Source organism: Amycolatopsis echigonensis (genome assembly GCF_014174495.1).
GTDB lineage: Bacteria > Actinomycetota > Actinomycetes > Mycobacteriales > Pseudonocardiaceae > Amycolatopsis > Amycolatopsis echigonensis.
In genome coordinates, this window is record NZ_JACJHR010000023.1 from 38,248 (window position 1) to 63,937 (window position 25,690).

Here is a 25,690-nt window from a genome sequence, read left to right on the forward strand (position 1 = left end):
CGCCCCGCTCCCGCCGCCGCGGCCGCTGCCGCCCGGGATGCCGCCGGGCCCCGGGATGCCAGGCGGCGGAATGGCGGGGCCGGGGATGCCGCCGGGGCAGCAGTTTCCGGGCGGGCCGCCGATTCCGCCGGCACAGCAGTTCCCTCCCGGACCGCCGTTTCCCGCTGCCGGACCGGCAGTTCCTTTGCCGCCGCCGGCCGCGCCGTTGCCGCCGCCGCAGGTCGCTCCGGTGCCGGGACCATTCGCCGCGTCCCCTGGTGTGCCCGCGCCGGCATTCGGTCCGGTCGCCCGGCTCGACGGCTATCGCGCCGGGCGTCCGCCGAAGAAATCGCACGCCGGGGTGATCGTGCTGGTGTCCGTGCTCGGCGCGATCGTGCTGGTCGTCGGGGGACTGGCAGCACTCGGTGCGGCCGTGCACAAAGACAAGCGCGTCGACGCGGCGAGCACCACGCCGCCGACGTATTCCTCGATCTTCAGGGAAACGCCGCCCACCCGGTACACCACCGAAAGCAGCACTTCGACCACGACCACCTCGACAACCAGGGAAATCCGCGAAACCACCAGCGGCTCGGAACCGGCGTCCGAGGCCCCGCCGGCGCCCCGCGGCCCGCGACCGGTGAAGGAGACCGCGCGGAACCCGCTGTTCGCCAGCGCCGACGCCGGATTGCAGAACGTGGCGTGCCCGCTCAGCCGCTGGAGTTCGGACCGGGCCGGCGCGGAACGGTTCTTCCAGTCCGGCATCCGCTGCCTGAACACGGTGTGGGCACCGGTGCTCGGCGACGCCGGCCTTCCGTTCGAGAGCCCGAACCTGGTGGTCGCGCAGTCCGGCCAGATGCAAAGCCCGTGCAGTTCGTCCGGTGACAATTTCGCCGCCTACTACTGCCCGACGAACGAGACCATCTACATGCCGATGGACAAGCTCCAGATCGAGGAATACGGCGCGCATCCCGGCATCTACCTCGCGGTGCTGGCCCACGAATACGGTCACCACGTGCAGAACCTGTCCGGCGTCGAGGAGGCGATGAGCGAACAGCGGTACGACGCGGGTGCCGACTCCGACGCCGGGCTGGAGCTGTCCCGCCGTCTGGAACTGCAGGCGCAGTGCTTCTCCGGCATGTTCCTCGGTGCGTCGTCGGCCGCGGGCGGCTCGATCGACCGCAACATCTACAACGAGGCCTGGAACTCCGAGGACCGCGGGGACCACGGCGGCGGTCCGCGCGACCACGGCACCGACGAGCACTCCGCCTCCTGGTGGCGCCAGGGCGCGACGAAGAACCGCGCCCAGCAGTGCAACACCTGGGCAGCGAACTCCACCGACGTGGCCTGACCCGCCACGACGACGACACCCGGACCGTCGTCCTGGAACCGCACGGCTCCTGGACCACCCGGGTCGACCGGTTGCAAGCGGCCTGAACGCGCCGAAGGGCCCCTTGATTTCCTCAAGGAGCCCTTCAGCGCTGTCGGCCGATTACTGCTGGCTGGCCTTGGCCGCCGCGTCCTCGGAAGCGGTCAACGACGGGGCCGACCCCGGCAACGGCTTCTTGGCGGGTTCCTTCAGCTTCACGAGCGTGAGCACGCCGACCGCACCGGCGATCATCAGGTAGTACCCGGGCCATTTGAGGTCCCCGGTCGCCAGCACCAGCGCGCTCATCACCAGCGACACCGTCCCGGCGAACGCGGACACGAAGATGTTGAACGAGATCGACAGCCCGCCGTAGCGGACCTCGGTCGGGAACAGCGCGGGCAGCGTGGACGGGCAGGTCGAGGAGAAGCAGATCAGCAGCAGTCCCATCAGGACCAGGCCGAGCAGCACCGAGATCAGCGACCCGCTCTTGAGCAGCAGCACCATCGGGAGGCCGAGCACGATCAGCCCGCCGGCTCCGACCCACAGGATTGGCTTGCGGCCCACCTTGTCGCTGAGCCTGCCGAGCAGCGGGATCAGCAGCACCCCGAGCCAGAGCACGGCGATCTGCAGCCATTCCGCCGCGGTGGACGAGATCGCCTGCCCGCCGTGCGCGGACATCGTGCGGTCGTCCTTGAGGTAGGTCGGCATGTAGCTGGTGAGCATGTAGTTGGTGACGTTCCAGGTCACCACGAGGCCGCCAGCCAGCAGCATCGTCGGCCAGTACTTCGCGAAGATCGTGCGGACCACGTGCTTGGACTCGGCGTCCTCGCGCTTGCCGGACTCGTCGAGCAGCTGCTGGAAGGCGGGCGTCTCCTCGAGCTTCGTCCGCAGGTAGACCCCGACGATGCCGAGCGGAAGCGCCACCATGAACGGGATCCGCCAGCCCCAGGTGTCCATGAAGGCCGGCGTCGAAACCAGCGGCAGCACCGACGAGACGGTCGCGCCCAGCGCGTACCCGATGAAGGTGCCGAACTCCAGGAAGCTGCCGAAGTAGCCGCGGCGGCGGTCCGGGCTGTACTCGGCGATGAACGTCATCGCGCCGGCGTATTCGCCGCCGGTGGAGAAGCCCTGCAGGACCCGCGCGCAGACCAGCAGGATCGGCGCGGCCAGCCCGATCGAGGAGTACGACGGGATCAGTCCGATGAGGAAGGTGCCGGTCGCCATCAGGATGACCGTCACCGCGAGCACCTTGGTCCGGCCGATCTTGTCGCCGAGCGGACCGAAGAACAGGCCGCCGAGCGGACGCACCAGGAACGCCACGGCGAAGGTCGCGAACGTCGCGAGCTGGGCCAGCGCGGGGTTGCCGGGCGGGAAGAACTGCGCCTCGATGGTGGTGGAGAGGTAGCCGTAGACCCCGAAATCGAACCACTCGGTGATGTTGCCGACCGCGGCCGCGCCGACCGCCCGGCGCATTGTCGCGTCGTCCGTGACGGTGGCGCCGCCCGACGGCCCCCTCCCGTCTGCTGCCTCTGTCACATCGCTCCCTTCGCGTTTTCAGGACTCACTGCGCAGAGCCCCCGCCATCACCTACCGCGAGCGCGTCAAAGCCTAACGTGATGCGTCTCACTTACGCACAGGGGTAGCGGCGGTAACACAGACCGGGGACCATGCGCTGTAGCAGGTAGATACCTGTTCAACCCCATCAACCCGCACGCGTCGGCCAGCGGATCATCCGGATTCGCCGACGGGCATCGACGCATGCAACCCGTGAGGAGGAGCCGCAATGACGGCAGTATTCGTGGCCATCGCAAGCTGTGCAACCGCGGGAGTCGCTGTAGCGGCCACCCTCGCGTCCTACGCGCAGCGCAAGTGGCGGGTCCGGGCCGAGGCCTGACCTGTCCTAAGGCTGAACGATCCCGGCTGCCAGGCCGAGGCCGACCAGGTCCTGCGGGCGCAACCGCAGCTGGTCGGCCACGGCCGGCACGTCGGTCATCGGGCGTTTCAGGATCGCCGCCGCGGCTTCCGGTGAGGTGACCGAGAAGTAGGCGTCCGGGGTGATCCACGTCGCGCCCGGAGCGGCGAAAGCCAGCGCGCCGCCGGAACCGCCTTCGCCGATCACCAGTGTGGTGACCGGCACAGCGGCGGTGGCGATCGCTTCGAAGAGTTCCGCGATCGCTGGTCCGATCCCGCCTTCTTCCGCTTCGTCGTCGTTCGCCGCGCCGGGAGTGTCCACAAGGGTCAACACCGGAATCCCTAGCCGGGAGGCCAGCCGGACGAGTCGGGCAGCGGTGCGGAAGCCCGCTGGACGCGTCGCAGTGCCGCATTGTGCTGCGTACGCGATCGCGCGGCCGTCTCGCCAGCCGAAGCCACATTGGACGCCTTCGTCCACGTGACCGGCACGGTCGCCCTGTAAGTTCTCTCGCCAGTCGAAGTACGCGTCGAGGTACTCGGGTGCGCGCGCTCGCGAAGGAGCGCGCGCGGCCCGTACGGCGTCCCAGCCGGTTTCGGGCAGCGCGACATCGCGACGGGCCTTGGGCGGGGGAGCGGGGTCTGTCGACGGGGAAGCCAAGAGCTGTAGCCATCGCGCGAGGACGTCACCCAGCTCGTCTGGTTCAACGAGACTGTCGACCTGACCCCACTCCAGCTTCGCTTCGACGGTGTACGCCTCTGCAGGCGAAGTCGCAGGCCGTACGCGAGAGCCAGCGAAGCCAACCTGTGCATCGGGCAGTCCCAACACGACGTCGGAACCGGCACCGAGCGTCGCCCAGCCACCACCGGTGGACGGGTCGCGCAGGACGGAGATCTGCGGGACGCCCGCCGCGCGTGCTTCCGCGGCGGCGCGTGCGATTCGTTGGAGCTGGGAAAGCGCGCGCATGCCGTGCTGCATCCGGCTGCCGCCAGTCGCGACCAGCGAAACCACCGGCAGGCCTCGTTCCTTCGCGTGGGCGAAGGCGGCCTCGACGCGGTCGCCGGTCTGCTGTCCGATCGATCCGCCGAGGAAGCCGAACTCCCAGGCGATCAGCACCGTGGGCACGTCGCCGATCCGGGCCTGTCCGACGACCACCGACTCGGTCTCGCCGGTGCGCGCGGCGGCTGCCGCCCGGGCTTCCGGATATCCCGGCCAGCCGAGCGGATCGTCGGCCGGAGCGTCCGGAAGGGACAGGTCGGTGAACTCAGCGGAGATGGCGGCCAGCAGTTCGCGCGCGGTGGGCCTCATCCCAGCGCTCGTTTCATGACTTTGCCCATGTCGTTGCGCGGCAAGGCATCCAGGTACCGCACGACCCTCGGCCGCTTGTGCGGGGCGAGCAGCTTCGACACGTGGTCGGCGAGGTCCTCGACGGTCGGGCGCGCGCCGTCCGGGACGACCCACGCGACGATCCGCTCGCCGAGGTCGTCGTCCGGTTCGCCGGTGACCGCCACCTCGGCGACGTTCGGGTGTTCCAGCAACGCGTTCTCGATCTCGCCCGCGCCGATCTTGTAGCCGCCGCTCTTGATCAGGTCGGTGGCCTTGCGGCCGACGATCCGGACGTAGCCGTCGGGGTCGCGGGTGGCCATGTCGCCGGTGCGGAACCAGCCGCCGTCGAGCGCGGCGGCGGTCGCGTCCGGCCGGTTGAGGTATTCGGTGAACAGATTCGGTCCGCGGACCTGGATCTCGCCGACCGCGTCCGGCTCGGTGACTTCGGCCCCGGACTCGTCGACGAGCCGCAGGTCGACCCCGGCGAGCGGGACTCCGACCGAACCCGGCTTGCGCTCGCCGTCGGCGCGGACGCTGGTGTTCATCAGGGTCTCGGTCATGCCGTAGCGCTCGACGACCTGCTGTCCGGTCGCGGCGGTGATCCGCTGGTGGTCGTGCACCGGCAGCGCTGCCGAGCCGGAGACGAGCAGCCGCGCGGACTTGAGCGCGGAGGCGAGGGCTTCGTCGGTCGCGACCGCTTCGGCGATCCGGTGGTACATCGTCGGGACGCCGAACAGCATCGTCGCGCCGTTCGCGAGTTCCTCGGTGACGCCTTCGAGCGAGAACCGGCCCAGGTGCCGGACGGTTCCGCCGCGGCGCAGCGGGCCGAGGATGCCGAGGATCAGGCCGTGCACGTGGAACAGCGGCAGACCGTGGACGAGCACGTCGTCGGCGGTCCACTGCCAGGCGTCCTCTAGCGCGTCGAGCGTGCTCGAAATCGCGCGGCGAGGCAGGACGACGCCCTTCGGCGGGCCGGTCGTGCCGGAGGTGTAGACGATGAACGCGGGAGCCTCGGCGTCCGGCTCGCTGGCCGGCGGCTTCCCGTCGCCCTCCAGCGGAATGTCGCGCCGCGGCAGATCGAGCGCGGCGGGCAGTTCGACGCCGGGCTCGGCGAGCACCAGCGCGGGCTCGCTGTCGGCGAGGATGTGGCCGAGTTCGCGTTCGCCGATCTTGGGGTTCAGCGGCACCACCGGAACCCCGGCGAGCAACGCGGCGACCACTGCGACGCTCGTGTGCAGCGTCGGCGTCGCCCACACCGCGACCCGACGGTCCTTGGGCAGGTCGGCGGCCAGCGCCCCGGCGACCGCGCCGAGTTCGGCGTAGGTGAGTTTTCGGTCGCCGAAGCGCAGCGCTTCCTTGCCGGATCCGGCGGCGACTGCGGGAAACAGCGGATCGGGCACTTCGCGGACCTCCTGCGTCACCGGCACCTGGAACCGCACCGTACCGCCTAGTGGCGATCGCCACCTGCGACGCGATTCACAGCTATCGATTGTCAGGGGTACCCCGGGGTCAGGCGAGATTATCGAGCAGCGCGCGCACCCGTTCGACCATCGTTTCGTGCCGGGCCGGGGCGACGTTCACGTACCGTTCGCCGCCGTCGGTTTCGGAGAACGAGAACAGGTAGCGCCCGTGCTCGGTGTCGTAGTACGTGCAGATGTCGCGCCCGTTGATCCGCCGTCCGCCGAGCCCGTCGCGCACCGCCGCGGTGATCTGGCCGCCGCCGGCCCGAGGCAACGCCGCGATGTCGAGCAGATGCCGGACGTCCTGCCTCGCCGGACCGCCGTCGATCGCCAGATTCAAGGCCGATTCTGGCACCGACACCGCTTGGCCCTGCGCGGGCCGGACGCGCGGCAGCTCCTGAATCAAATCCTCAACCAGCGCCTCGGGCCGCGCAGGCCGCAACACCACCGTGCTGGTGGACGGCATGTGACAGGCGAGCACCGCGTCCTTCCGCAACGCCGCGACGACCAGCCGATACCGCCGGTCCCGCCCGCTCTCGACGGTCGCCGACAACTCGCTGGCCCCGCGGCACAACACGGTCATGGTCCGGGCGAACGTCTCGTCCAGACCACCGCGACCCCAGACGCCCTGGTCGGCCATGGCGCTCACCGCGGCTTCGCGGTGAGCGCGCGCCTCCTCGGGGTCGCGCCAGAGCGGGTCGGGAGCGAGTGCGGTCGGGAGCGAAACCCCAGCCAACTCCGCCGCGAGGGGCAGGCAATCGGCCGGGAGCACCACCTCGCGGGCGAGCACGAGCATCGTCAGAGCCCGATCACCGGCGGAACCGCCTTGGGAAGGTCACCGATGAGCGCCGCGTCCGGGTCCTGCTCGACCAGGTAGTCGGCGGTCTCGTGCACAAGGTCGTCTTCACCCTCGCCCTTCTCGCCGCGACCCATCGCGCCGCCGCCCATGCCCGGTGCACCCGCGCGCCCGTTGGCCCCGGCGGTAGCTCCGCCTCGCCCGGCGGTTTCGGCGTTGCTGATGGGGCCGGTGCCGGTTCCCCCTCCTCGGCCGACGTTGTTGCCCGCGTTGCCGCCTGTGCCGCTGCCCGCGTTGCCGCCTGTGCCGCTGCCCGCGTTGCCGCCTGGGGTGCCTGCGTTGCCGCTGCCTGGAGTGCCGCCGATGCCCGGGAACCCTGGCGTGTACAGACTGCTGCCGCCGCCGTTGGGATTACCAGCGCCGGGGTTGCTGGTGTTGAGCGACCAGGAGTTGGGATTGCCGGTGTAGCTGGGATTGTTGGTGCTCGTCAGGTCCGGCGGAACATAACTGGACGTACGAGTGTCGTCCGGCAGGTTGCTGTCGTGCGGCGGAACGTACTGACCCGGCCCATCCGGCGGGTTGCTGTGCGGCGGCGTGTAGCGGCCCGGACCCCAATCGTGGGTATCCGAAGGAGGCATCACCCCCGGCGGCCCAGTGCGATCGTTGGTGTGGTCGCGGTGGCTGGTGCTGCTGCTCGGGCTGCTGCTCGTGCCGTCGGTGCTGCCGGTGTTGTCGCCGACGTAGCCGTCCTCGGAGTACGTGCCAGCGGAGTACGTGCCAGCGGTGCCGCCGGGACCGCCCGGGGTGTAGTGCGCGGGCAAATGCGCGGTGCCGGTGCCGCCGGGCTGGGTGATGGTGAAGTCACCGCCCGCGGAGGGCATCGCAAGCTGCCCGTATTGCGACGGGTCCGCCCAGCGGGCGGAGTTTTCCGTCGATTCCCCGTGATAGGACTCGTAACTGCTGACGACTTCTTGCGCCTTCTTGTTCCACGCGTCGATTTCGTCGGCCCGGTTGGACATGAACGACAGGGGAGTGTCGCTGACCCAGTCGTCCGCCGGTTTGTCCCCGAGATCGCCGACGGACGCGATTTTGCTGCGCAGCCCGTCGAAGGAACTGCCCTGGCCGGAGTAGAGCGCCTCGGCTTGCGCGAGGTGCTGGCCACTGGTCTGGGAAGCCTGGACCAGCGGTCCGGCCCCGACGTAGGCCCGGCCGGCGGCGTCGCCCTTCCAGTACTCGTCCATCGAGCTCTGAAGCTGCCGCATCTCGCTCGCGATGTCCTCGTGCTGAGCGGAGAGGGCCGCCGACTGGTCGGAACCGTGGAACATGCCGCCGGAACCCTTGCCCGTTTTGACCAGGTGAACGATTTCCTGCGGGCTGAGGTTAGCCATCAAGCACCTGCCTTGAGAGTGGTGACGGCAGCGGCCGCTGTTTGAGCTGCCAGTGCGCACGGGTCGTGGTGGCCGGGAAATGATTTGTCGAGCATCACGGAGGCGGTGAAGACCTCGTCGTCTTTGATTCCGACGGCGATTTGGCAGCCGCCGCATCTGCGGTCGTCGGTGGTACCCGCGAAGACGCCGGGGTAGCCGTTGAGGTCAGGTGCGACCTCGAAGTATCCGGATTCGCTGTCGCCTTTCGTGTACGCGCCGCCGAGGCCACCCTGTCCAGGCAGCAGGCCGAGGCCGACGCTGTTGTCCCTGTCGTCGTACCAGGCGCAGCTGGGCGCGACGAGGCCTTGGCCTTGGCGGCGGCGGACGGCGTTGATGAGCTGAGTCGCTTGGGCTTGGCTGAGCAGCGCGCCGGGGTTCTGCTCGTATTTGGCGGCGTCGAGCGGGTTGCTCACCTTGGGCACGCTGCGCGAGGCGCTCGTCGGTGCCGACGACGACTCCGGGGCCGTCTGGATCGGTGTTTCGGTGGCAGACGAACAGCCCGTCACGGCGAGTAGGAGGAGGCTGCCGGTCGCAGTGAGCGCGGGCTTCGCGGATTCTGCTGCTCTAGACAGGCGGATGACGTCCAGTACGGTGCAGGTCGCCATCACGTACCTGCTTTGATCGTCGTGATGGCAGCCGCAGCCGTTTTCACCGCGAGCGAGCACGGGTCGTTGTACAGGGGCGACGCAGACCGGAGCGCGACGGAACTGGTGAACGTTTCGTCGTCTTTGATTCCGACGGCGATTTGGCAGCCGCCGCGTTTGCGGTCGTCGGTGGTGCCGGCGAAGACGGCGGGGTAGCCGTTGACGTCGGGCGCGGCCTCGAAGTATCCGGATTCGCTGTCGCTGTTGGTGTAGGCGCCGGCGAGGCCGCCCTGCCCGGGAAGCAGCCCGAGGCCCACCCGGTTGTTGTCGGCGTCGTACCAGCTGCAGATGGGCGCGACGAGGCCCTGGCTTTGGCGGTTGCGGACGGCGTTGATGACCTCGGTCGCCTGGGATTGGCTGAGGAGAGCGCAGGGGTTTTGCTCGTATTTGGTGGCGTCGAGCGGGTTGCTGACCTTGGGCACGCTGCGCGAGGTGCTCGTCGGTGCCGACGACGACTCGGGCGTCGCTGGGACCGGGGTGCCCGGGGTCGAGCAGGCGGTAACGGCGAGCAGAACGAGGCCGCCGGTCGCGGCGAGAGCGAAGGGCTTCACCGGTTCATCCTTGCTTGCGCAGGCTATTGGTGTTGGCGTGGTCTTGATTCTCGTACTTGGAGATGGCGTCTTTCAGCTTGTCCGCGTAGCCCTGTGCGTAATCCCGCTGCTGCTGGAGGCTGGCCACATACGCGTCAGCGTGGCCGTCAGCGGCCTTTTTCTGCAGCGTGCTGGCCGGATCGTCGGCTGGCGGGGGCACGACTTTCAACTGGCTCGCAGTTTGGATCATGCCATCGAGCTTGTCCGCGATCTCCTGCCATTTCGGCTGCAGCTTCCGCATCGCCGCGATGTCCATCTTGAATCCGCCACCAGCCGCCGCGGCGTTGACCTTTTCGTCCTCGGCCGCGCGCTGTTGGTAGATGCGCGTGCCGTTGGAGTTCATCGCTTCGCCGAACTGCTTGTCCTGGCGGTCGCGCCTGGCCTGTTCCTCCGGGTCGACGTATCCGGCGCGCCCGTCCACTGGCTGGCTGCTGCTGGACGACTGCCCATTGCCCACGATGACGCTCCCCCTCGCTCCCGGCGGCACTGTCTCCGACTGCCGCCGCTTGGACTGAGCTTAATCGGTCGAGGTTCCTCGTGTGGACAAAATCCCCCAAGCCGGGCAGGGGCCAGGAACCGGTCTTGATGGTGGTCAGGGCTGCTGCGGCGGCCTGATCGCCAGTGCACAGGATGGCCGAACTGGTGGAGGTCTCGTCGTTCTTCACGCCGACGATGCCTGACAGCCGCTTTGTTCGCGGTCGTCGGCGGGGCGGGAGCACGGTCGGGTAACCGACGGTGTCCGGTGCTCTTTCGACGCTGCTCGGTCACCCGCGCACGGCGGACGGCTCCGAAGACACCACTGGCCCAGCCGGGGCGGGAGCGGCTGAACAACCCGCCAGAACCAGCGCCCCGCCCAGCGCGGCCGCGAAAGGCAGTTTCGTCACGGAACGTATCTTCCCGGACCCCCAAACCCGCTCCCCGGTCCCCGGCGGACCCGGGCTATCCTGGGAAATCGTGCTGGTATTGGCGATCGACACGGCTACTCCGGCGGTAACGGCGGGCATCGTTGCCGTCGACGAGGCTGAGCTTGTCACCCGGGCGGACCGCGTCACGGTGGATCCTCGGGCGCACGGCGAGCTGATCGCCCCGCACGCGCTGGCTGCCGCGGAGGCGGCTGGGGTCACGTTGCGCGAACTCGACGCGATCGTGTGCGGCGTCGGGCCTGGGCCCTTCACCGGCCTGCGCGCTGGCATGGCCACGGCGGCTGCGTACGCGCACGCGCTCGGCATCCCGGCGTACCCGGTGTGCAGTCTCGACGCGATCGCGGCTGACGTCGTGCGCACGGAGAAGCCGTTTCTCGTCTTCACGGACGCGCGGCGCCGCGAGGTCTACTGGGCTGCGTACGACGCTTCGGGCGCGCGCACGGACGGTCCCCACGTACAGCGCCCCGCGGACATCGACACTGACATCCGGGTTGCGGCGGGCGACGGAGCGTTGCAGTACGCGGCAGCGGTGGGCGTGGTGCCGATCGAGCCGCGGTTTCCGTCGCCGGCTGGGTTGGTGCGCGTCGCGCGTACGGCGCTTCTCGGACGCGCGGAGCCGGAGCCGTTGACGCCGCTGTACCTGCGCCGTCCGGACGCTGTGGAGCCCACGGCGCGCAAGAGGGTGACCGTACTGTGAAGCTCGACCAGTTGCGCCGCGCTGACGTCGCGAGGTGCGCGGAGATCGAGAAGATCCTCTTCCCCGGCGACGACCCGTGGAGTGCGCGCGCGTTCCATTCCGAGCTGGACCAGGGGCATTACTACTTGGCCGCGCGGTCGGACGACGGGCAAACCCTGCTGGGCTACGCGGGGCTCGCAGTGGTCGGTCGACGCGGAGATTACGAAGCGAGCGTCCACACGATCGGCGTGGTTCCGGAGGCGCAGGGACAGGGCATCGGCAAGGCGTTGCTGCGTGCGTTGCTGGCGCGCGCCGACGAGCTGCAAGCGGCGGTCTTCCTCGAAGTACGCACGGACAACGACCCGGCCGTGAAGCTGTACGAAGCGCACGGCTTCCAAAAACTTGGCATCCGGAAGCGTTACTACCAGCCCTCCGGCGCCGACGCGTTCACCATGGCCCGCCCCGCGCAGGCCCCGGCACGAGACGAGGTGGCCGGCTGATGGCGCGCGTCATCATGGGCATCGAAAGCTCCTGCGACGAGACTGGAGTCGGCCTCGTCCGCCTGCACGACGACGGCACGGTGGAACTGCTCGCCGACGAGGTCGCGTCCAGTGTGGACCAGCACGCTCGCTTCGGCGGGGTTGTGCCGGAGGTCGCCAGCCGAGCGCATCTCGAAGCGATGGTGCCGACCGCGGAACGCGCGTTCGCCACGGCTGGCCTGAAACTGTCCGATGTGGACGCGATCGCCGTGACGGCGGGGCCGGGTCTCGCCGGCGCGTTGCTGGTGGGCGTTTCGGCGGCGAAGGCGTACGCGACCGCGTTGGATGTGCCGCTGTACGGCGTGAATCACCTGGCCGGGCACATCGCGGTGGACACGTTGCAGCACGGCCCGTTGCCGACGCCGGTGTTGGCGTTGCTGGTTTCCGGCGGCCACACGCAACTGTTGCGAGTGGACGACATCGCGTCCAGCATCACCGAGCTTGGGTCCACTGTGGACGACGCGGCGGGCGAGGCGTACGACAAAGTCGCGCGCGTGCTTGAGCTGCCGTACCCGGGCGGGCCGCCGATCGACAAGGCGGCCAAGCAGGGCAACCCGAAGGCGATCGCGTTCCCGCGCGGGATGACCGGTCCGCGCGACGCGAAGTTCGACTTTTCCTTCTCCGGCTTGAAAACGGCGGTGGCACGCTGGGTGGAGAACGCCGAGCGTGCTGGCGACGAGGTGCCGGTGAACGACGTCGCGGCGTCCTTTCAGGAAGCGGTCGCGGACGTGCTCACCGCGAAGGCGATCCGTGCCGCGCGCGAACAAAACATTGGAACGCTGGTGATTTCCGGTGGCGTGGCAGCGAATTCGCGGCTTTCCGAGCTGGCGGCTGAGCGGTGCGCGGAGGCTGGCATCGAGCTGCGCGTGCCGCGGCCCCGCTTGTGCACGGACAACGGTGCGATGATCGCGGCGTTGGGCGCGCATGTGGTGGCGGCAGGCCGATCGGTGGCACCGCTGGACTTCTCGGCGAACCCGGGCCTGCCGGTCAACATTGTGTCCCTTTAGGACTCACGAGAGCGGCGGAGTGGGCGGACACCCCCAGCAACGCCTCGATCGCCGAAGCCGACAGCGCGGCGGCGGAGCCGTTTCCATAGGGATTCGCTGACACAGCAGCACTCATCTCGCCGCGAAGAATTCGTGCGGCGGTGTCCGTGATCAGCTCGGTGTCGGTGCCGACCAGCCAAGCGCAACCGGCCTCGACGGCCTCCGGGCGTTCCGTAGTGTCACGCAGCACGAGCACTGGCGTGCCAAACGTCGGCGCTTCTTCTTGGATACCACCGGAATCCGTCAACACGAGCGACGCCAACCGCAGTGCGCGCACAAGGTCCGGGTACTCCAGAGGCTCGGTGACCGTCACCCGCGCGACCCCGCCCAGCACGTCCTCAACCTGTTGCCGCACAGCCGGATTCGGGTGCACCGGGAACAGCACCTGCACCCGCGGATGCGCGTCGACGATCTGCCGCACCGCGGTCAGCGTGCGCGTCAACGGCTCGCCCCACGACTCGCGGCGGTGCGACGTCACCAGCACCAGTTGCTCACCCGCTTCGGCGATTCCCATCTCCAGCAAGGCAAGCGCCGGATCACGGGCGGGCAAATCGCGCGCGGCCACCGCTAGCACGGCGTCCACGACGGTGTTGCCAGTGAGCGTGATCCGGTCCGAAGGCACGCCCTCGGCCAGCAACGCCGCGCCCGCGGCCGCCGTCGGGACCAGGTGCAGCGCGGCGATCCGCGAGATCATCTGCCGTGTGCCTTCCTCGGGGAACGGCGACGCCAAATCGTGCGTACGCAGTCCGGCTTCGAGGTGTACCACCGGAATACCGAGCCAGAACGCGGCGAGCGCACCGGCCAGTCCGGTGGTGGTGTCGCCTTGCACGACGACCGCCGACGGCTGGTAGCGGCGCAGCGCGGCGTCGAGCGCGGGCAGCAGGCCGGACACCAGTTCCGCTTGGGTGCCCGACACCCGCGGCGGCACGTCGAGCCACGCGTCGATCTCGACCTCGAACGGGGCCAGCGCCTGTTCGACCATGCCCTGGTGCTGACCGCTGTGCACGACGAGCGGCCGCAGCCCGGGGCGTGCCTCCAGGGCCAGCGCGAGCGGGGCGAGCTTGACCGCCTCCGGGCGCGTCCCGGCCAGCAGCATCACGTCCAACGTTTCCACCCTTTCGAGTGTCCCGGAAAACCGGGCTGCCGGCGGGACAACGCCGGCAGCCCGGATTCTTCAGCCGTCCAGGCGGGCGAGCCGCCGATTCCGGCGGCGGACGGCGACCAGCGCGACGATCCCGAGGATCACCAGCGCCAGGCCGACCGCGAGCCACCAGCCGACGTCGGCACCGGTGGCGGCGAGGGTGCCCACCCCGCCACCGGCGACGCCGACCCCGGCACCAGGCATCTTGTACATCGCTGCATCACCTCACCGGGGTCAGGCGGCCGAACGACGCCGGGTGAAGCGCAGGCCGACCGGCACCGCGATCGCGGCGAGCACGCCGAAGCCGATCCACATGCCGGCGCCCGAGGCGAGCGGCATCGGCGGAGCGGCCGGACCGCAGGTCGCCGACGACAGGATCACGTCGCCCGAGCCGAGCGAGCCGAGCGCCTGGCCGCCGAGCAGCTTCAGGTGCAGGGCGTTGACCGTGAGGCTGCCGTCGCTGTTCTTGATCTGCTCGTTCAGGATCAGCGTCGCCACGTGCAGCGGGCCGACCTGGACCTGCAGTTCGGTGTTCGGCGCCGGGTTGGCGTCGACCTGGCCGAGGCTGCCGAGGTTCGCGCCGACCAGCGTGGTGCTGCCCTTGACGCCTTCCTGCGTCGCGGTGCAGACGGCTTCGATCGCCTTCGCGCCGACATCGCCCACCGCGGGCTTGAGCAGCGGGAGCCCGACGTCGGCGACGGACGCCTTCGACGTGACCGCGCCGGAGTTGTCGTCGCGCACCGCGGACGTGGTGATCACGCCGGTGGTCAGCACGCCGGGCACGTTCGCGGAGACCGCGGTGTTTTCCTTCGGGCCATTGGTGTTCGCGGCCGCGAGCGGGCCGACGTGCACCGCGGGCTGGCCGAGCAGCGTCACGTTGACGTTGACGCCGTAGGCCGACCCGTCACCGGGAGCGGCGCTGGCCGGAGCGGCTCCGGCCAAGGCGATGCTCGCCACGACGACGGCGAGCATTCCGCCTCGTCGCACGAGGTGTCTCTTCACTGGTCCTCCGATTTTTCTCAGGGCGAGCCGCTGCACGGACGAATCCCGCTGAGCAAGAGTCGGCACGCGGATCGGTTATCGGCGGACGTTCCAGAAATGGCACAGATTTTTCGCTGGATCACCATATCGGGTGATAAGAATTCGCTTTTCCCCAGGTTGGATGAAGTATCACCCGAACGGACTAGCAAGTGTGCGTAAGAATATGCCGAAAGCTGCTCGGGTGTCCCCGCAAAGGGGCTGCCCGGCGAAGGGCGGAAACCGTCGCGGACACGACCGCGGCCGGGTCCGCCCCGGTTCCGCTGGGTTCTTCTCGAGAGGGTCGTCGTGACAGCAGTCAACGCGCCGGTGTCCGGCGCACCCCGGTTTCCGCTGCGTATGGCGGTGTTCGGGGTGCTCGCCGCGGGGGTGGTGCTGGTGCTCGTGGAACGCGGGTACCGGGAGCTGGAGGTGCAGCTGGCCGGGGTCATCCTCCGGGTTGTCACCTCATCGGGGGTCTATGTGGCCGGAAACCGGGAATCGGTCTACTTCGGGTTGTCTGGCGATACTCCATTCGGGTTGCGGATGACTCCGGAATGCTCGTCGGTATTCCTTCTTCTACCGTTGCTATTAGTGACGGCCGCTCTTCTGTGGTTCCGGCCGCAAAATGCCCGCCGGCTCTTTTTCTCGCTGGGAATTTCCGCGATCGCGGTGATTTTGGTTAATCAGTTACGGATTCTCACCATCGTCGGGCTGGTCAACGGCCTCGGCACCGACGAGGGCTACTACTGGGGCCACACCCTGCTCGGCTCGCTGGTCAGCGTCATCGGCGGCGCGATCTCGCTGGTGCTGTTCGTCTGGTTGTCGACGCGGAAGACGAAGGCCGAGAAACGGGCCGCGGCGTGAGCGACTCCGGCCTGAAGATCCTGCTGTCGGTCACGCAGGCGTTCGCGCTCACCATGAGCGTCGCGTTCCTCGTGTACGTCGTGGCGATCGTCGTGCCGTACCTGCGCCGCAAGCCTGCTCCGGTCGGCGACCCGGACGACTTCTCGTGGCACTTCTTCGTCCCCTGCCGCGACGAGGAAGTGGTGATCCGCGAGACGGTGAAGTACTTGCGCGGCACGTTCCGCCACGCGCACGTGTGGGTCGTGGACGACGATTCCGACGACCGCACCGCCCGCGTCGTGCGCTCGGTGTGGCGACGCAACGGCGGCTACGACCCGAATCTCCACCTGGTCGCCCGTCAGCGACCGGAAGCGCGCACGGGCAAGGGAGACGCGCTCAACGCCGCGTACCGCGAGCTGGACGAGTGGCTCGGCCCGGACGCGGATCGGGACCAGGTGGTGGTCGTGGTGGTCGACGCGGACGGCCGCCCCGCGCCCAACTGTCTCGAAGTGTGCGCGGCGGACCACCTGTTCGGCGACGAAACCATGGGCGCGGTCCAGCTTGACGTCCGGATGAGCAACGCCCGCAGCCGTCCGCCCGGCCGCACGTGGTTCTCCCGTGCCTTCGGGCTCAAGCTCGCCCAGTTGCAGGACTTGGAGTTCCGTACCGCGATCGCGGCGATCCAGACGTCGCGCGGCTTCACCGGCACGATCTCCATGGGTGGCAACGGGCAGTTCACCCGGCTGTCCGCATTGGACTCGATCGCCGGGGACGAGCTGGCCCCGTGGCGCGGTTCGCTGCTGGAGGACTTCGAACTCGGCGTGCACCTGCTCACCGCGGGCTGGCGCACCGGATTCACGCCGGATTCGTATGTGGCGCAAGAAGGTCTGTACAGCCTCCGCCGGTTCCTGGTGCAACGCACGCGCTGGGGGCAGGGGACCATGCAGTGCATGCGGTACCTGCGCCGGATCTGGGACTCGCCGCATCTGTCCACTTTGGGCGCCGCGGAGATGATGTACTACCTGGCGCAGCCGTGGATGCAGCTGCTCGGCTCGCTGCTGTACCCGGTTCCGTTCATCATGCTTCTCGTGACGACCGCGGGCGATCCGGGCCAGGTGTGGACGTGGTTCACCGGCGGCGCGTGGATCCTGTTCGCCATCTACGGTTCGTTCGGGCTGCTGCCGTTCGTGGTATGGGGCCCGATCTACCAGATGAAATGCTTGCGCAGCAAGAACATTTTCCGCGGCATCGGCATGGGCCTGTTGTACGCGGCCTACATCTACACCTTCTACATCACGTCCTGGCGTGCGCTGTTCCGGCTCGTGCGCGGTCGCAACGGCTGGGCCAAAACCCGGCGCAACACCGAGGCCAGCGCCGGCGTGAAAGTGGCCCTGGACGCGTGAATGCCCGGGCCGCACGCGGGCGGCCCGGGCATTCAGCGAGCTGAGGTCAGGACGCCGGTTCGAGGTCGACGTCGTCGCGGCTGACGTACGCCACGCGGTGGCCGAGCTGGATTTCCACGTACTTCGCCTTGCCCTTCACGACCTTGTTGGTCGCGACGTCGAAGGACGCCGAGTAGTACTCCGACCCGGTCAGCCCGCCGACCGAATACTTCTGGCCCGCGCCGAGCTGATACGGCAACGGCTTGAGTTCCTGCACCGGAATGTCCTTCGGGTACGCCGCGGCTTCCGGGTACGCGCTTCCGTAGACTGGCACGGTCGCCTTGCCCTCCTTGGGCGTCGCGACGAATCCGTCGGCCGGGTACGCGGTGGGCGCGTCGTCCGGGTTGCGGAACCAGCCCTTCTGGCCGAGGTACCAGATCGCGGTCCAATCGGCCTGGGTGTCCGCGACGGCGTACTTCTGGCCGGTGGCCGCGCGGCTGCCGATGTCCGCGACGTCCATTGTGGACGGGTTAGGGCCGTGCATGCCCACATCGGACAGCAGAGGCGCGGATTCGTCCGGTTCTGTATGCAGCACGACGGATCCCGAACCCCGCTCCGGGCACGGATTCCCGGACCCGATCTTGTCGCAGCCGGTGAACACCGGACGGTTGGCGGAGAACTCCGGGTCGATCATGACCAGGCCGGAATCCGGTTCGCCTTCGTGCTCCAGCGGGGCGCCGAGCAGGTCGAAGTAGTGCGCCCAGTCCCAGTACGGACCCGGGTCCCAGTGCATGCTCTTGATCTTGTCCGCGTTCGGTCCGGGCACGTTGTCGTGGCCGAGGATGTGCGCCCGGTCCAGCGGAACGCCGAAGCGGTGGGCGAGGTAGCGCACGAGCTTCGCGGACTGGCGGTACATCGCCTCGGTGAACCAGGTGCCCTGTGCGGCGAAGCCTTCGTGCTCGACGCCGAGGGATTTCTCGTTCAGGTACCAGTTCCCGGCGTGCCAGCCGACGTCCTTGGTCGGCACGTGCTGGGCGACCTGGCCGTCCGAGGAGCGGACCGTGTAGTGCCACGCGGTCTGGCCCGGGGTCTGGGCCTGCTTCATGACCGAGTCCCAGGTGCCCTCGGTGTCGTGGATGACGATGTAGTCGATCGTCTGGTCGCGCGGCCGGTCAGCCTTGTCGTAGTTGCCGTAGCTGTCGCCGATCTTCTGGAACGGCGCGGGCACCGATTCGCAGGACAGCGACCTCGGGCACTCGGTCGCCGGCGGCTCTCCGGCACGCAGGCCGAGACGGTCCACCTGCGCCCGGTCCGGGGTGACGCCGGAGGTCGCGGCGAGTTTGACGGCCTGGCCGTCGTCGGTCGTACGCGCGATGCCGCTGTTGATCGTGGCGAAGACCTCGTCGGCGAAGGTGCGTGCGCCGGTGACGTCTTCGGAGCCGCTGTATCGCGCGACAGCTCCGTACCAGTCCTTCGCGTTGTCGCTCTTGACGCCCAGCTCTCGCTGGTACTCGGCCAGCAGTGCCGCGCCGCCGCGGATGTTCGCTTCGGGGTCGGTACGGAGCTTCGCCGCGTCGGTGTGCAGGAGCTCGGCGGCCTTGTCGATGGTTTGGCTGCCGGGCGGGGGAGCCGAGGGTTCGAGCGCACGCAGGCGCAGGGTCGGGCGCGAGTCGTCGCCTCGGGGGTCTTCGTCGGGGTTGTCGAACTCGCTGCTGCGCAAGCCGGTGGTGCGGACGTCGGTGAGGTGCATCGGGCCGTACCCGGCGGCAGTGCTGGGCGCGCCGGAATGGGTGTCCCAGCGGGATTCGAGGTACGAGACGGCCAGCAGCACGTCCGTCGGGACACCGAATTCGGACGCGGCGTCGGCGAAGGCACGCTGGCGGGCTTCGTTGGCCGGCTGCGCGGAAGCGGGCACGGCGACCGCGATCGCGGCCAACGCCAGCAGCCCGGTGGTGGCGGCGGCCAGGCGCCACGGGAGTGAGCGGGGCATAGGAGGACTCCAGGAGTGAGATGCCTGTCTGTCCGGATCCAACCAGGAGCAGGGGGAGCTGGTGGGCTTTTTCCGCCGGATGGGGCCGAACGGGCACGCGGCGCTGCCCTGGCCGCCTGCCGCCCCGCGGCGGGCGCTCGTCGCGCGGCCTGGAACAAACGGGCCGGTCAGCGGGTTCCGTCACCCGATTCGCCAGGTCCGGCGGACCCTCCTTGCGAAGCTGGCACTCACATGGCTAGAGTGCTAATCGAACGGCCCGGACACGCCCCGGCACCCGCGACGGCGGGGGTGGTATGAGCCGTAACCAGTCATCATGCCGACGCTTTCGACGACCGTGGAGGTCAACCCGGTGAGCGTGAACATCAAGCCGCTCGAGGACAAGATCGTTGTCCAGACGAGCGAGGCCGAGGAGACGACCGCTTCCGGCCTCGTCATCCCCGACACCGCCAAGGAGAAGCCCCAGGAGGGCAAGGTTCTGGCCGTGGGCCCGGGCCGCATCGACGACAAGGGCAACCGCGTTCCGCTGGACGTGGCTGTCGGCGACGTCGTCATCTACTCCAAGTACGGCGGCACCGAGGTCAAGTACAACGGCGAGGACTACCTGATCCTCTCCGCCCGCGACGTGCTGGCCGTCATCAACTGACGCGTCACTCGCAGCGCAAGGACGCCCCGGGCCCCGCTCATGCCGGGGTGCGGGGCGTTTTGCGTCGCACGACAACCGAAAGGTAAGCGGAAAGCGCTATGCCCAAGCAGATCAGTTTCGACGAGGACGCTCGTCGCGCGCTCGAGCGCGGGGTGAACAAGCTCGCCGACGCGGTCAAGGTGACACTCGGCCCGCGCGGTCGCCACGTCGTCCTCGACAAGAAGTTCGGCGGTCCGACGATCACCCTCGACGGCGTCACCGTCGCTCGTGAGGTCGAGCTCGACGACCCGTTCGAGAACCTCGGCGCGCAGCTCGCCAAGAGCGTCGCCACCAAGACCAACGACGTCGCCGGCGACGGAACCACCACCGCCACGGTGCTGGCCCAGTCGCTGGTCAAGCACGGCCTGCGCAACGTCGCCGCCGGCGCCAACCCGACCGCGGTCGGGCGGGGCATCGAGGCGGCCGCGGAGAAGGTCGTCGAGGTCCTCAAGGCCAAGGCCACCCCGGTCAAGGGCCGTGACAACATCGCCCAGGTCGGCACCGTCACCTCGCGTGACGCGGCGATCGGCGCGCTGCTCGGCGAGGCCGTCGAGCGCGTCGGCGAGGACGGTGTGATCACCATCGAGGAGTCGTCCACGCTGGCGACCGACCTCGTGATCACCGAGGGCGTCCAGTTCGACAAGGGCTTCCTGTCGGCGCACTTCGCGACCAACCCGGAGGACCAGAAGGCGATCCTCGAGGGCGCCTACGTCCTGCTGCACCGCGAGAAGATCTCGGCGCTGGCCGACCTGCTCCCGGTGCTGGAGAAGGTCGTCGAGGCGAAGAAGCCGCTGCTCATCATCGCCGAGGACGTCGACGGCGAGGCGCTGTCCACCCTCGTGGTGAACTCGCTGCGCAAGACGATCACCGCGGTCGCGGTCAAGGCCCCGTTCTTCGGCGACCGCCGCAAGGCGTTCCTGGACGACCTTGCCGTCGTCACCGGCGGCGAGGTGATCTCCGCGGAGATCGGCCGCAAGCTGTCCGAGGTCGACCTCAGCTCGCTGGGCAAGGCCCGCCGGGTCGTCGTCACCAAGGACGACACGACGATCGTCGACGGCGCGGGCACCAAGGACGCCATCGCCGCGCGGACCGCGCAGATCCGCAAGGAGATCGAGACCACCGACTCCGACTGGGACCGCGAGAAGCTGCAGGAGCGGCTCGCGAAGCTCGGCGGCGGCGTGGCCGTGATCAAGGTCGGCGCGGCCACCGAGACCGAGCTGAACGAGCGCAAGCACCGCATCGAGGACGCCGTGGCTTCGACCAAGGCGGCCGTCGAGGAGGGCATCCTGCCCGGCGGTGGTTCGGCGCTGGTGCACGCGGTCAAGGAGCTCGAGGGCAACCTCGGCCTGACCGGCGACGAGGCGACCGGTGTCGCCATCGTCCGCGACGCGCTCACCGCCCCGCTGTTCTGGATCGCGACGAACGCGGGCCACGAGGGCGCGGTCATCGTGAACAAGGTCCAGGAGCAGGGCTGGGGCCACGGCTTCAACGCCGCCACCGGCGAGCTGACGGACCTGATCGCGGCCGGCATCGTCGACCCGGTCAAGGTGACCCGCTCGGCCGTCGCGAACGCGGCGTCCATCGCCCGGCTGGTGCTCACCACGGAAAGCTCCGTGGTCGAGAAGCCGGTCGAGGAGGAGCCGGAGGCCGCTGGCCACGGGCACTCGCACTGACGCTGGTTCGTTCCGCGTTTGCGTTGGCGGGGCGGCATTCCCTTCGGGGAGTGCCGCCCCGCTTTTTTGGTGCGGTGCCGGGCTTTCGAGGCTTTCGTGCGCCAGAGGTTCAGGCAGTGAACCCGCCGTCCACCGTGATCGATGTCCCCGTCAGGTACCGGCCGTCCGGTCCCGCCAGGTACGCCACCGCCGCCGCGATGTCGGACGGATTTCCGTAGTGCCCCAACGCGATATGCGCCAACTGGTCACCGGAGTGCGGGCCGTCGGCAGGGTTCATCTCCGTGTCCGTCGAGCCCGGGTGGACCACCATCGCCGTGATCCCGCGCGGCCCCAGGTCGCGCGCCAGGCCCTTGGTCATCCCGACCAGCGCCGACTTGCTCGCCGAGTACAGGCTCAATCCGGGGAACGGCGAGCGCTCCGCCAGATCGCTGCCGATCGACACGATCCGGCCGCCTTCCTTCATATGCCGTACCGCGGCCCGGGCCGCCACCAGCGGCGCCTTCACGTGGATGGCCAGCGTGCGGTCGATCGTTTCCGTGGCCAGGTCTTCGACCGGTGCCGCCGGGAACACTCCGGCGTTGTTCACCAGCACGTCCAGTCCGCCCAGTTCGGCTGCGGTCTGGTCGACCGCGCCAGTCACGGCGTCTGCGTCCGCGGCGTCGGCCTGCAGCGCCAGCGCGCGTCCGCCGAGTTTTTCGATGGACGCGACCACGTCCGCCGCCCGGTCCGCGGCGCGTTCGAAGGTGATCGCGACGTCGGCACCGTCCTCGGCCAGCCGCAGCGCGATCGCCGCGCCGATCCCGCGGCTTCCGCCAGTGATCAGCGCGACCTTGCCGTCCAGGGTTCCCATGCCCCACCTCTTTCTGTAGCGATAACTAAATAAATAGCCGCGTACGATGGGCGGGGTCAAGACTTCTGTATCGCTCACTAAAGAAGGTGGTCCATGTCACCCCGCGGCCGCCCCCGCGCGTTCGACCGCGAGCACGCGCTCACCCAGGCCATGCTGGTGTTTTGGGAGCGTGGCTACGACGGTGCGTCGCTGGCGGAGCTGACTGAGGCGATGGGAATCAAGCCGCCGAGTCTGTACGCGGCCTTCGGGGACAAGGAAACACTGTTCCGCGAAGCGATCGAGCACTACCAATCCGTGTACGGGCAGTACACGATGCGGGCGTTGACCGAAGAGCCCACTGCGCGCGCGGCGGTCGAAGCGATGCTTCGCGACAATGCTCGCGCGTACGTGGAGCCTGGCCATCCCAAGGGCTGCATGGTGGTTCTCGCGGCTACCAACTGCACGCAAGCCAATGCGTCCGTGTGGGAGTTTCTCGCCGCTTCGCGCGACAACGTGCGACGCCAGCTTCGCGAGCGCCTTCGCCGTGGAGTGGACGAAGGCGACCTTGCGGCCACTGTGGACACTGATGCGCTCAGTGCGCTTTACGCGACTGTCTTTTATGGACTGACCATGCAAGCGCGCGACGGCGTCAGTCTCGACTCGCTGATGACCGTCATCGATCTCGCGCTTTCGCTGTGGCCCGAAAACGGCGGAGGGGCGGCATCCACAGTGGACACTGTGGACACCGCCCCTTCCGCGCCGTGAAGGAAGTCAGATGTGCGCCATGGTCAACGCGCGTTTGTCCTGTTTGATGATGTGGTCTCGTTCCGATTCGGACAGTCCGCCCCAGATGCCGTAGGGCTCGTGCACGGCGAGCGCGTGCTTGCGGCACATCTCCAGCACCGGGCACGACAGGCAGATCGCCTTGGCCCTGGCCTCGCGCCGCGCCCTCGCCGGTCCCCGCTCTCCGTCCGGGTGGAAGAAGGATCCGCTGTCCATCCCCCGGCACGACCCCTCCAGCTGCCAGTCCCACATGTCTGCGTTGGGGCCGGGGAGCCTGCGCGTGTCTGCCATCCTGACCGCCTCCGTCATCCGGTCGATGCCATTAGCTGCTCTGCTGTGGTGCCGATACTCCATTCGGTGCAACGGCGGTAACGTTAGAAGCGCGCCAATAGTTGTTCAATAGATCGGCGGCGATTCAGCCGTTAGGCATCCCCCAGATGTGTGAGCAGGGCTTTTGGCTCGGGTTGCCGGGACCGCGCGCGGGCTGGATATTGACCGGGTGGGATCCGGATCAGGCGATGGAGAACCCACCCTGCCGGTGGCCTCGGTCGCCCGCCGGCTCGGTGTCGCGCCGTCCACCCTGCGTACTTGGGACCGCCGCTACGGTCTCGGCCCCAGCCGCCACACCGACGGCAGGCATCGCCGCTACGGCAGCTCTGACATCGGCCGTCTCGAACTTATGCAGCGCGCCCTCCTTCGCGGCGCTTCGACGGCGGAGGCCGCGCAGTACGCGTTGGAGCAGATGCCGCGCGCGGACTTCGTGCCAGCGCCTGCCGAGCCTGCTGAAGCGACGAAGACGAAGGCGACGGTCGACGACGTCGAGGTCCCTTCGCGGCTCGCGCGGCGCCTGAGTACTGCTGCGTTGGCGATGGACGTCGGCGCGGTGCAGCGAATGCTCGTTGACGCTATCCGCGAGCTAGGCGTACTTCAGGCGTGGTCGGGCGTGATTGACCCGGTCCTCACCGCTCTCGGCGCGCGGTGGCGAGGCGTGCACGCGGGTGCGGAAGTGGAGTACCTGCTCGCCGAGTGCGTGTACGCGGCATTAATACGCGCGACGCCGGTCCTCGACGAGCCTCGCAACCAACGGCCGGTCCTTCTCGCGTGCGTGCCGGACGAACGGGACAACATGCCGGTGTACGCGTTGGCGGCCGCTCTCGCGGGGCGACGGATCGGCGCACAGCTCTTCGGCATCGCGCTGCCCCAAGAGGTGTTGGCGGTAGCCGTGCGGCGAAGCGCGCCCGCTGCGGTCGTGCTGTGGGCGAATCGGGCGGACGCCGACCCGCGGCTCTTCGCCCGCGTGTCCCGCGGACGGCAGCGGACCCGGCTGTTCGCCTGTGGCCCTGGCTGGGATCCGGCGCTGCTGCCGCCGAAAGTCGAGTTGCTGGGCGATCTTTCCGCAGCGGCGGACCGCGTGGAGCACGTTCTTGTCGGTGCTCCACGCTAGAAAGGTCGAGTGGACGAAGAAGCGCTGACGGCCCTCGCGTTCGGTTCGGACGCCGGGTCGTCGGATCCGATACCTCGCGACGGCTCGCCAAGGCAACGCCTCCTGGCGGCGATCGTGCTGGGCGCGCGAGGCCGGTACGCGGCGGCCGCGGACTTGCTCGACCCGCTTCGGCGCGGCCGGGATCCGCTGACGGCCTCGCTGGCGGCGAGCACACTCGCGTCGCATCGGCGGCAGCTGGGCGCACACGTCTTGGCGCGAAAGCTGGACGGGGAGGCGCTGCTGGCGGTCGGACTGCGCGGGGCGGGGGAGCATCGGACTGGGGTGGCGGGTGACGGCTCTGGACTGACTGTCGGCGGCTGGGCTGCGGTTGGCTCGGGCTCGCTTGGCGTCAACCCGGGCCGAGCTGGGGCCGGGGCAGTATCGGCTGCTGGGGGTGCGGGCTCGGGTAGGGCTGCCGCTGGCTTGGGTCGAGCTGGGGCCGGTGCGGGTTCGGCTGCCGCAGGCGCAGGCTCGGATGGGACCGCCGCCGACTCGGGCCGAACTGGCTCCAGAACAGACTCACCTCGTCTAAAGACCACCGCGAGCCCCGGCGGGCCCCGTTCGGCCGCCAACCCAGGCAGTCTCGGCGTACCAGCCGAAGACCCCCACGGCCTCGACCTCCCAGGCGCCCGAGCCGACGCCCTCCTCGGCCTGGCCGCCGACAACCTCGCCCTCGGCCGTATCTCCGCCGCCCGCCGTTTGGCCGTCCGGGCCGCTCAAGCCGACCGGCGTTGGCGGGCGACCGTTCGCGGCGGCTGGGTCGGAGCCGAGATCGAACTCGCCGACGGCCAGCCCGAAGCGGCCGTCGCCCCGGCCCGACTCGCCTACGAGACCGCCGTCGCCCGGAACGCTCGGCGACACATCGTGAAGTCCGGCATCGTCCTCGGCGTCGCCCTGCTCGCCGCCGGACAGGAGGGCGCGCGGGAACTCGTCGTCGCAGCCGCCGTCGACGCCGAGAAATACGAACTCGATTCACTTAATTGGGTGGCGGCCCGCGTCGCCGCCGATCTGGACCACGACCGGGCCGAGGAGTATCGATTCAGGAGTCGCCAGGTGTTGCACGCAGTGTTACGGCACGCGGATCCTTGCGTGATGCGCATCGCACACGAATCGCCATGGGTGCCTGTCGGACCCGGGTAGGCCTGCGGGAACGAGCGTTCCGGCATCCGGGCTAAGAAACTTC

The 25,690-nt window shown here is 69.1% G+C and carries 26 protein-coding genes; 11 read left to right on the forward strand and 15 right to left on the reverse strand.

Translation table 11 applies throughout. The annotated features are described in order from the left end of the window. The first annotated feature begins 229 nt into the window (after nt 1-229). Nucleotides 230-1,327 carry a neutral zinc metallopeptidase gene (locus H5411_RS17870; RefSeq protein ID WP_312878392.1) on the forward strand — a complete coding sequence of 366 codons (1,098 nt, stop codon included), beginning with the start codon at nt 230-232 and terminating at the stop codon, nt 1,325-1,327. 141 nt (nt 1,328-1,468) lie between these two features. Here H5411_RS17870 and H5411_RS17875 read toward each other — a convergent pair whose 3' ends face one another. From H5411_RS17875 to H5411_RS48965, 8 genes are all read right to left on the reverse strand, one after another. After that, nucleotides 1,469-2,881 (reverse strand): MFS transporter, encoded by a 1,413-nt coding sequence (locus H5411_RS17875; RefSeq protein ID WP_101435979.1) that lies wholly within the window; start codon nt 2,879-2,881, stop codon nt 1,469-1,471. A gap of 364 nt (nt 2,882-3,245) precedes the next feature. After that, nucleotides 3,246-4,562: a carboxyl transferase domain-containing protein gene (locus H5411_RS17880; protein ID WP_183124372.1), complete on the reverse strand. Its 1,317-nt coding sequence runs from the start codon at nt 4,560-4,562 to the stop codon at nt 3,246-3,248. Then, a complete protein-coding gene (locus tag H5411_RS17885; protein WP_183124407.1) occupies nt 4,559-5,980 on the reverse strand; it encodes an acyl-CoA synthetase in 1,422 nt (473 codons plus the stop codon). The genes H5411_RS17880 and H5411_RS17885 overlap by 4 nt, the downstream gene beginning before the upstream one ends. A 109-nt stretch (nt 5,981-6,089) precedes the next feature. Then, the gene (locus tag H5411_RS17890) at nt 6,090-6,836 is read right to left on the reverse strand and encodes an ESX secretion-associated protein EspG (protein WP_101435977.1); all 747 of its coding nucleotides are present in this window, start codon (nt 6,834-6,836) and stop codon (nt 6,090-6,092) included. Between the two features lie 2 nt (nt 6,837-6,838). After that, nucleotides 6,839-8,224, reverse strand: a complete 1,386-nt coding sequence (locus H5411_RS17895; RefSeq protein ID WP_220817074.1) for a hypothetical protein — start codon at nt 8,222-8,224, stop codon at nt 6,839-6,841. Further along, the gene (locus H5411_RS17900; protein ID WP_101435975.1) at nt 8,224-8,868 is read right to left on the reverse strand and encodes a DUF3558 domain-containing protein; all 645 of its coding nucleotides are present in this window, start codon (nt 8,866-8,868) and stop codon (nt 8,224-8,226) included. The genes H5411_RS17895 and H5411_RS17900 overlap by 1 nt, the downstream gene beginning before the upstream one ends. Next, nucleotides 8,868-9,458, reverse strand: coding sequence for a DUF3558 domain-containing protein (locus H5411_RS17905; protein ID WP_101435974.1), 591 nt, complete (start codon nt 9,456-9,458; stop codon nt 8,868-8,870). Before H5411_RS17905 ends, H5411_RS17900 begins: the two co-directional genes overlap by 1 nt. A 4-nt stretch (nt 9,459-9,462) precedes the next feature. Next, nucleotides 9,463-9,954 (reverse strand): type VII secretion target, encoded by a 492-nt coding sequence (locus H5411_RS48965; protein ID WP_183124374.1) that lies wholly within the window; start codon nt 9,952-9,954, stop codon nt 9,463-9,465. 497 nt (nt 9,955-10,451) lie between these two features. On the opposite strand from H5411_RS48965, the gene tsaB reads away from it, so the two are divergent. From tsaB to tsaD, 3 genes are read left to right on the forward strand one after another with little or no spacing between them, the layout of a single operon-like run. Further along, nucleotides 10,452-11,117, forward strand: a complete 666-nt coding sequence (gene tsaB / locus H5411_RS17915) for a tRNA (adenosine(37)-N6)-threonylcarbamoyltransferase complex dimerization subunit type 1 TsaB (protein WP_183124375.1) — start codon at nt 10,452-10,454, stop codon at nt 11,115-11,117. Beyond that, nucleotides 11,114-11,596, forward strand: a complete 483-nt coding sequence (gene rimI, locus H5411_RS17920; RefSeq protein ID WP_183124376.1) for a ribosomal protein S18-alanine N-acetyltransferase — start codon at nt 11,114-11,116, stop codon at nt 11,594-11,596. The genes tsaB and rimI overlap by 4 nt, the downstream gene beginning before the upstream one ends. Continuing rightward, entirely contained in the window at nt 11,596-12,642 is a 1,047-nt protein-coding gene (gene tsaD, locus H5411_RS17925; RefSeq protein WP_101435971.1) for a tRNA (adenosine(37)-N6)-threonylcarbamoyltransferase complex transferase subunit TsaD, read from the forward strand. The genes rimI and tsaD overlap by 1 nt, the downstream gene beginning before the upstream one ends. Here tsaD and wecB read toward each other — a convergent pair. The 3 genes from wecB to H5411_RS17940 form a co-directional block, all read right to left on the reverse strand. Next, on the reverse strand, nt 12,623-13,786 hold the full coding sequence (gene wecB, locus H5411_RS17930) for a non-hydrolyzing UDP-N-acetylglucosamine 2-epimerase (protein ID WP_183124408.1): 1,164 nt from the start codon (nt 13,784-13,786) through the stop codon (nt 12,623-12,625). The genes tsaD and wecB overlap by 20 nt on opposite strands. A gap of 69 nt (nt 13,787-13,855) precedes the next feature. After that, on the reverse strand, nt 13,856-14,035 hold the full coding sequence (locus H5411_RS17935) for an LPXTG cell wall anchor domain-containing protein (RefSeq protein ID WP_101435970.1): 180 nt from the start codon (nt 14,033-14,035) through the stop codon (nt 13,856-13,858). Between the two features lie 21 nt (nt 14,036-14,056). After that, on the reverse strand, nt 14,057-14,809 hold the full coding sequence (locus tag H5411_RS17940) for a choice-of-anchor P family protein (RefSeq protein WP_312878394.1): 753 nt from the start codon (nt 14,807-14,809) through the stop codon (nt 14,057-14,059). Nucleotides 14,810-15,199: 390 nt separating this feature from the next. On the opposite strand from H5411_RS17940, the gene xrtP reads away from it, so the two are divergent. Both xrtP and H5411_RS17950 read left to right on the forward strand, forming a co-directional pair. Further along, nucleotides 15,200-15,706 carry an exosortase P gene (gene xrtP / locus H5411_RS17945; RefSeq protein ID WP_101435968.1) on the forward strand — a complete coding sequence of 169 codons (507 nt, stop codon included), beginning with the start codon at nt 15,200-15,202 and terminating at the stop codon, nt 15,704-15,706. Nucleotides 15,707-15,759: 53 nt separating this feature from the next. Further along, nucleotides 15,760-17,088: a glycosyltransferase gene (locus tag H5411_RS17950; RefSeq protein ID WP_183124410.1), complete on the forward strand. Its 1,329-nt coding sequence runs from the start codon at nt 15,760-15,762 to the stop codon at nt 17,086-17,088. 46 nt (nt 17,089-17,134) lie between these two features. Here H5411_RS17950 and H5411_RS17955 read toward each other — a convergent pair whose 3' ends face one another. After that, nucleotides 17,135-19,057, reverse strand: a complete 1,923-nt coding sequence (locus H5411_RS17955) for a peptidoglycan recognition protein family protein (protein ID WP_183124377.1) — start codon at nt 19,055-19,057, stop codon at nt 17,135-17,137. Nucleotides 19,058-19,406: 349 nt separating this feature from the next. Between H5411_RS17955 and groES the strand changes: the two genes are divergently transcribed. Continuing rightward, the gene (groES, locus tag H5411_RS17960; protein WP_009072407.1) at nt 19,407-19,700 is read left to right on the forward strand and encodes a co-chaperone GroES; all 294 of its coding nucleotides are present in this window, start codon (nt 19,407-19,409) and stop codon (nt 19,698-19,700) included. A 98-nt stretch (nt 19,701-19,798) separates the two neighbouring features. Further along, the gene (gene groL / locus H5411_RS17965) at nt 19,799-21,412 is read left to right on the forward strand and encodes a chaperonin GroEL (RefSeq protein ID WP_183124378.1); all 1,614 of its coding nucleotides are present in this window, start codon (nt 19,799-19,801) and stop codon (nt 21,410-21,412) included. 109 nt (nt 21,413-21,521) lie between these two features. Here groL and H5411_RS17970 read toward each other — a convergent pair whose 3' ends face one another. After that, nucleotides 21,522-22,262, reverse strand: coding sequence for an SDR family NAD(P)-dependent oxidoreductase (locus H5411_RS17970; protein WP_183124379.1), 741 nt, complete (start codon nt 22,260-22,262; stop codon nt 21,522-21,524). Between the two features lie 93 nt (nt 22,263-22,355). Here H5411_RS17970 and H5411_RS17975 point away from each other — a divergent pair, with 93 nt between their 5' ends. Then, nucleotides 22,356-23,006, forward strand: a complete 651-nt coding sequence (locus tag H5411_RS17975; RefSeq protein WP_183124380.1) for a TetR/AcrR family transcriptional regulator — start codon at nt 22,356-22,358, stop codon at nt 23,004-23,006. 6 nt (nt 23,007-23,012) lie between these two features. Here the strand turns inward: H5411_RS17975 and H5411_RS17980 are convergent, their stop codons facing one another. Beyond that, the gene (locus tag H5411_RS17980) at nt 23,013-23,315 is read right to left on the reverse strand and encodes a WhiB family transcriptional regulator (protein WP_037816439.1); all 303 of its coding nucleotides are present in this window, start codon (nt 23,313-23,315) and stop codon (nt 23,013-23,015) included. Between the two features lie 247 nt (nt 23,316-23,562). Here H5411_RS17980 and H5411_RS17985 point away from each other — a divergent pair, with 247 nt between their 5' ends. Beyond that, entirely contained in the window at nt 23,563-24,468 is a 906-nt protein-coding gene (locus tag H5411_RS17985; RefSeq protein WP_183124381.1) for a MerR family transcriptional regulator, read from the forward strand. A gap of 567 nt (nt 24,469-25,035) precedes the next feature. Here the strand turns inward: H5411_RS17985 and H5411_RS47625 are convergent. After that, a complete protein-coding gene (locus H5411_RS47625; protein WP_246369039.1) occupies nt 25,036-25,368 on the reverse strand; it encodes a hypothetical protein in 333 nt (110 codons plus the stop codon). Between the two features lie 3 nt (nt 25,369-25,371). On the opposite strand from H5411_RS47625, the gene H5411_RS47630 reads away from it, so the two are divergent. Further along, nucleotides 25,372-25,647, forward strand: a complete 276-nt coding sequence (locus tag H5411_RS47630) for a hypothetical protein (RefSeq protein WP_246369040.1) — start codon at nt 25,372-25,374, stop codon at nt 25,645-25,647. Nucleotides 25,648-25,690 lie beyond the last annotated feature (43 nt).

Coding starts and splice junctions, on each gene's coding strand:
- H5411_RS17880 (WP_183124372.1), bottom strand. CDS start 4,562: ATGAGGCCCACCGCGCGCGAACTGCTGGCCGCCATCTCCGCTGAGTTC.
- H5411_RS17890 (WP_101435977.1), bottom strand. CDS start 6,836: ATGCTCGTGCTCGCCCGCGAGGTGGTGCTCCCGGCCGATTGCCTGCCC.
- H5411_RS17895 (WP_220817074.1), bottom strand. CDS start 8,224: ATGGCTAACCTCAGCCCGCAGGAAATCGTTCACCTGGTCAAAACGGGC.
- H5411_RS17900 (WP_101435975.1), bottom strand. CDS start 8,868: ATGGCGACCTGCACCGTACTGGACGTCATCCGCCTGTCTAGAGCAGCA.
- tsaD (WP_101435971.1), top strand. CDS start 11,596: ATGGCGCGCGTCATCATGGGCATCGAAAGCTCCTGCGACGAGACTGGA.
- H5411_RS17935 (WP_101435970.1), bottom strand. CDS start 14,035: ATGTACAAGATGCCTGGTGCCGGGGTCGGCGTCGCCGGTGGCGGGGTG.
- xrtP (WP_101435968.1), top strand. CDS start 15,200: ATGGCGGTGTTCGGGGTGCTCGCCGCGGGGGTGGTGCTGGTGCTCGTG.
- H5411_RS17950 (WP_183124410.1), top strand. CDS start 15,760: ATGAGCGTCGCGTTCCTCGTGTACGTCGTGGCGATCGTCGTGCCGTAC.
- H5411_RS17955 (WP_183124377.1), bottom strand. CDS start 19,057: ATGCCCCGCTCACTCCCGTGGCGCCTGGCCGCCGCCACCACCGGGCTG.
- groL (WP_183124378.1), top strand. CDS start 19,799: ATGCCCAAGCAGATCAGTTTCGACGAGGACGCTCGTCGCGCGCTCGAG.
- H5411_RS17970 (WP_183124379.1), bottom strand. CDS start 22,262: ATGGGAACCCTGGACGGCAAGGTCGCGCTGATCACTGGCGGAAGCCGC.
- H5411_RS17975 (WP_183124380.1), top strand. CDS start 22,356: ATGTCACCCCGCGGCCGCCCCCGCGCGTTCGACCGCGAGCACGCGCTC.
- H5411_RS17980 (WP_037816439.1), bottom strand. CDS start 23,315: ATGGCAGACACGCGCAGGCTCCCCGGCCCCAACGCAGACATGTGGGAC.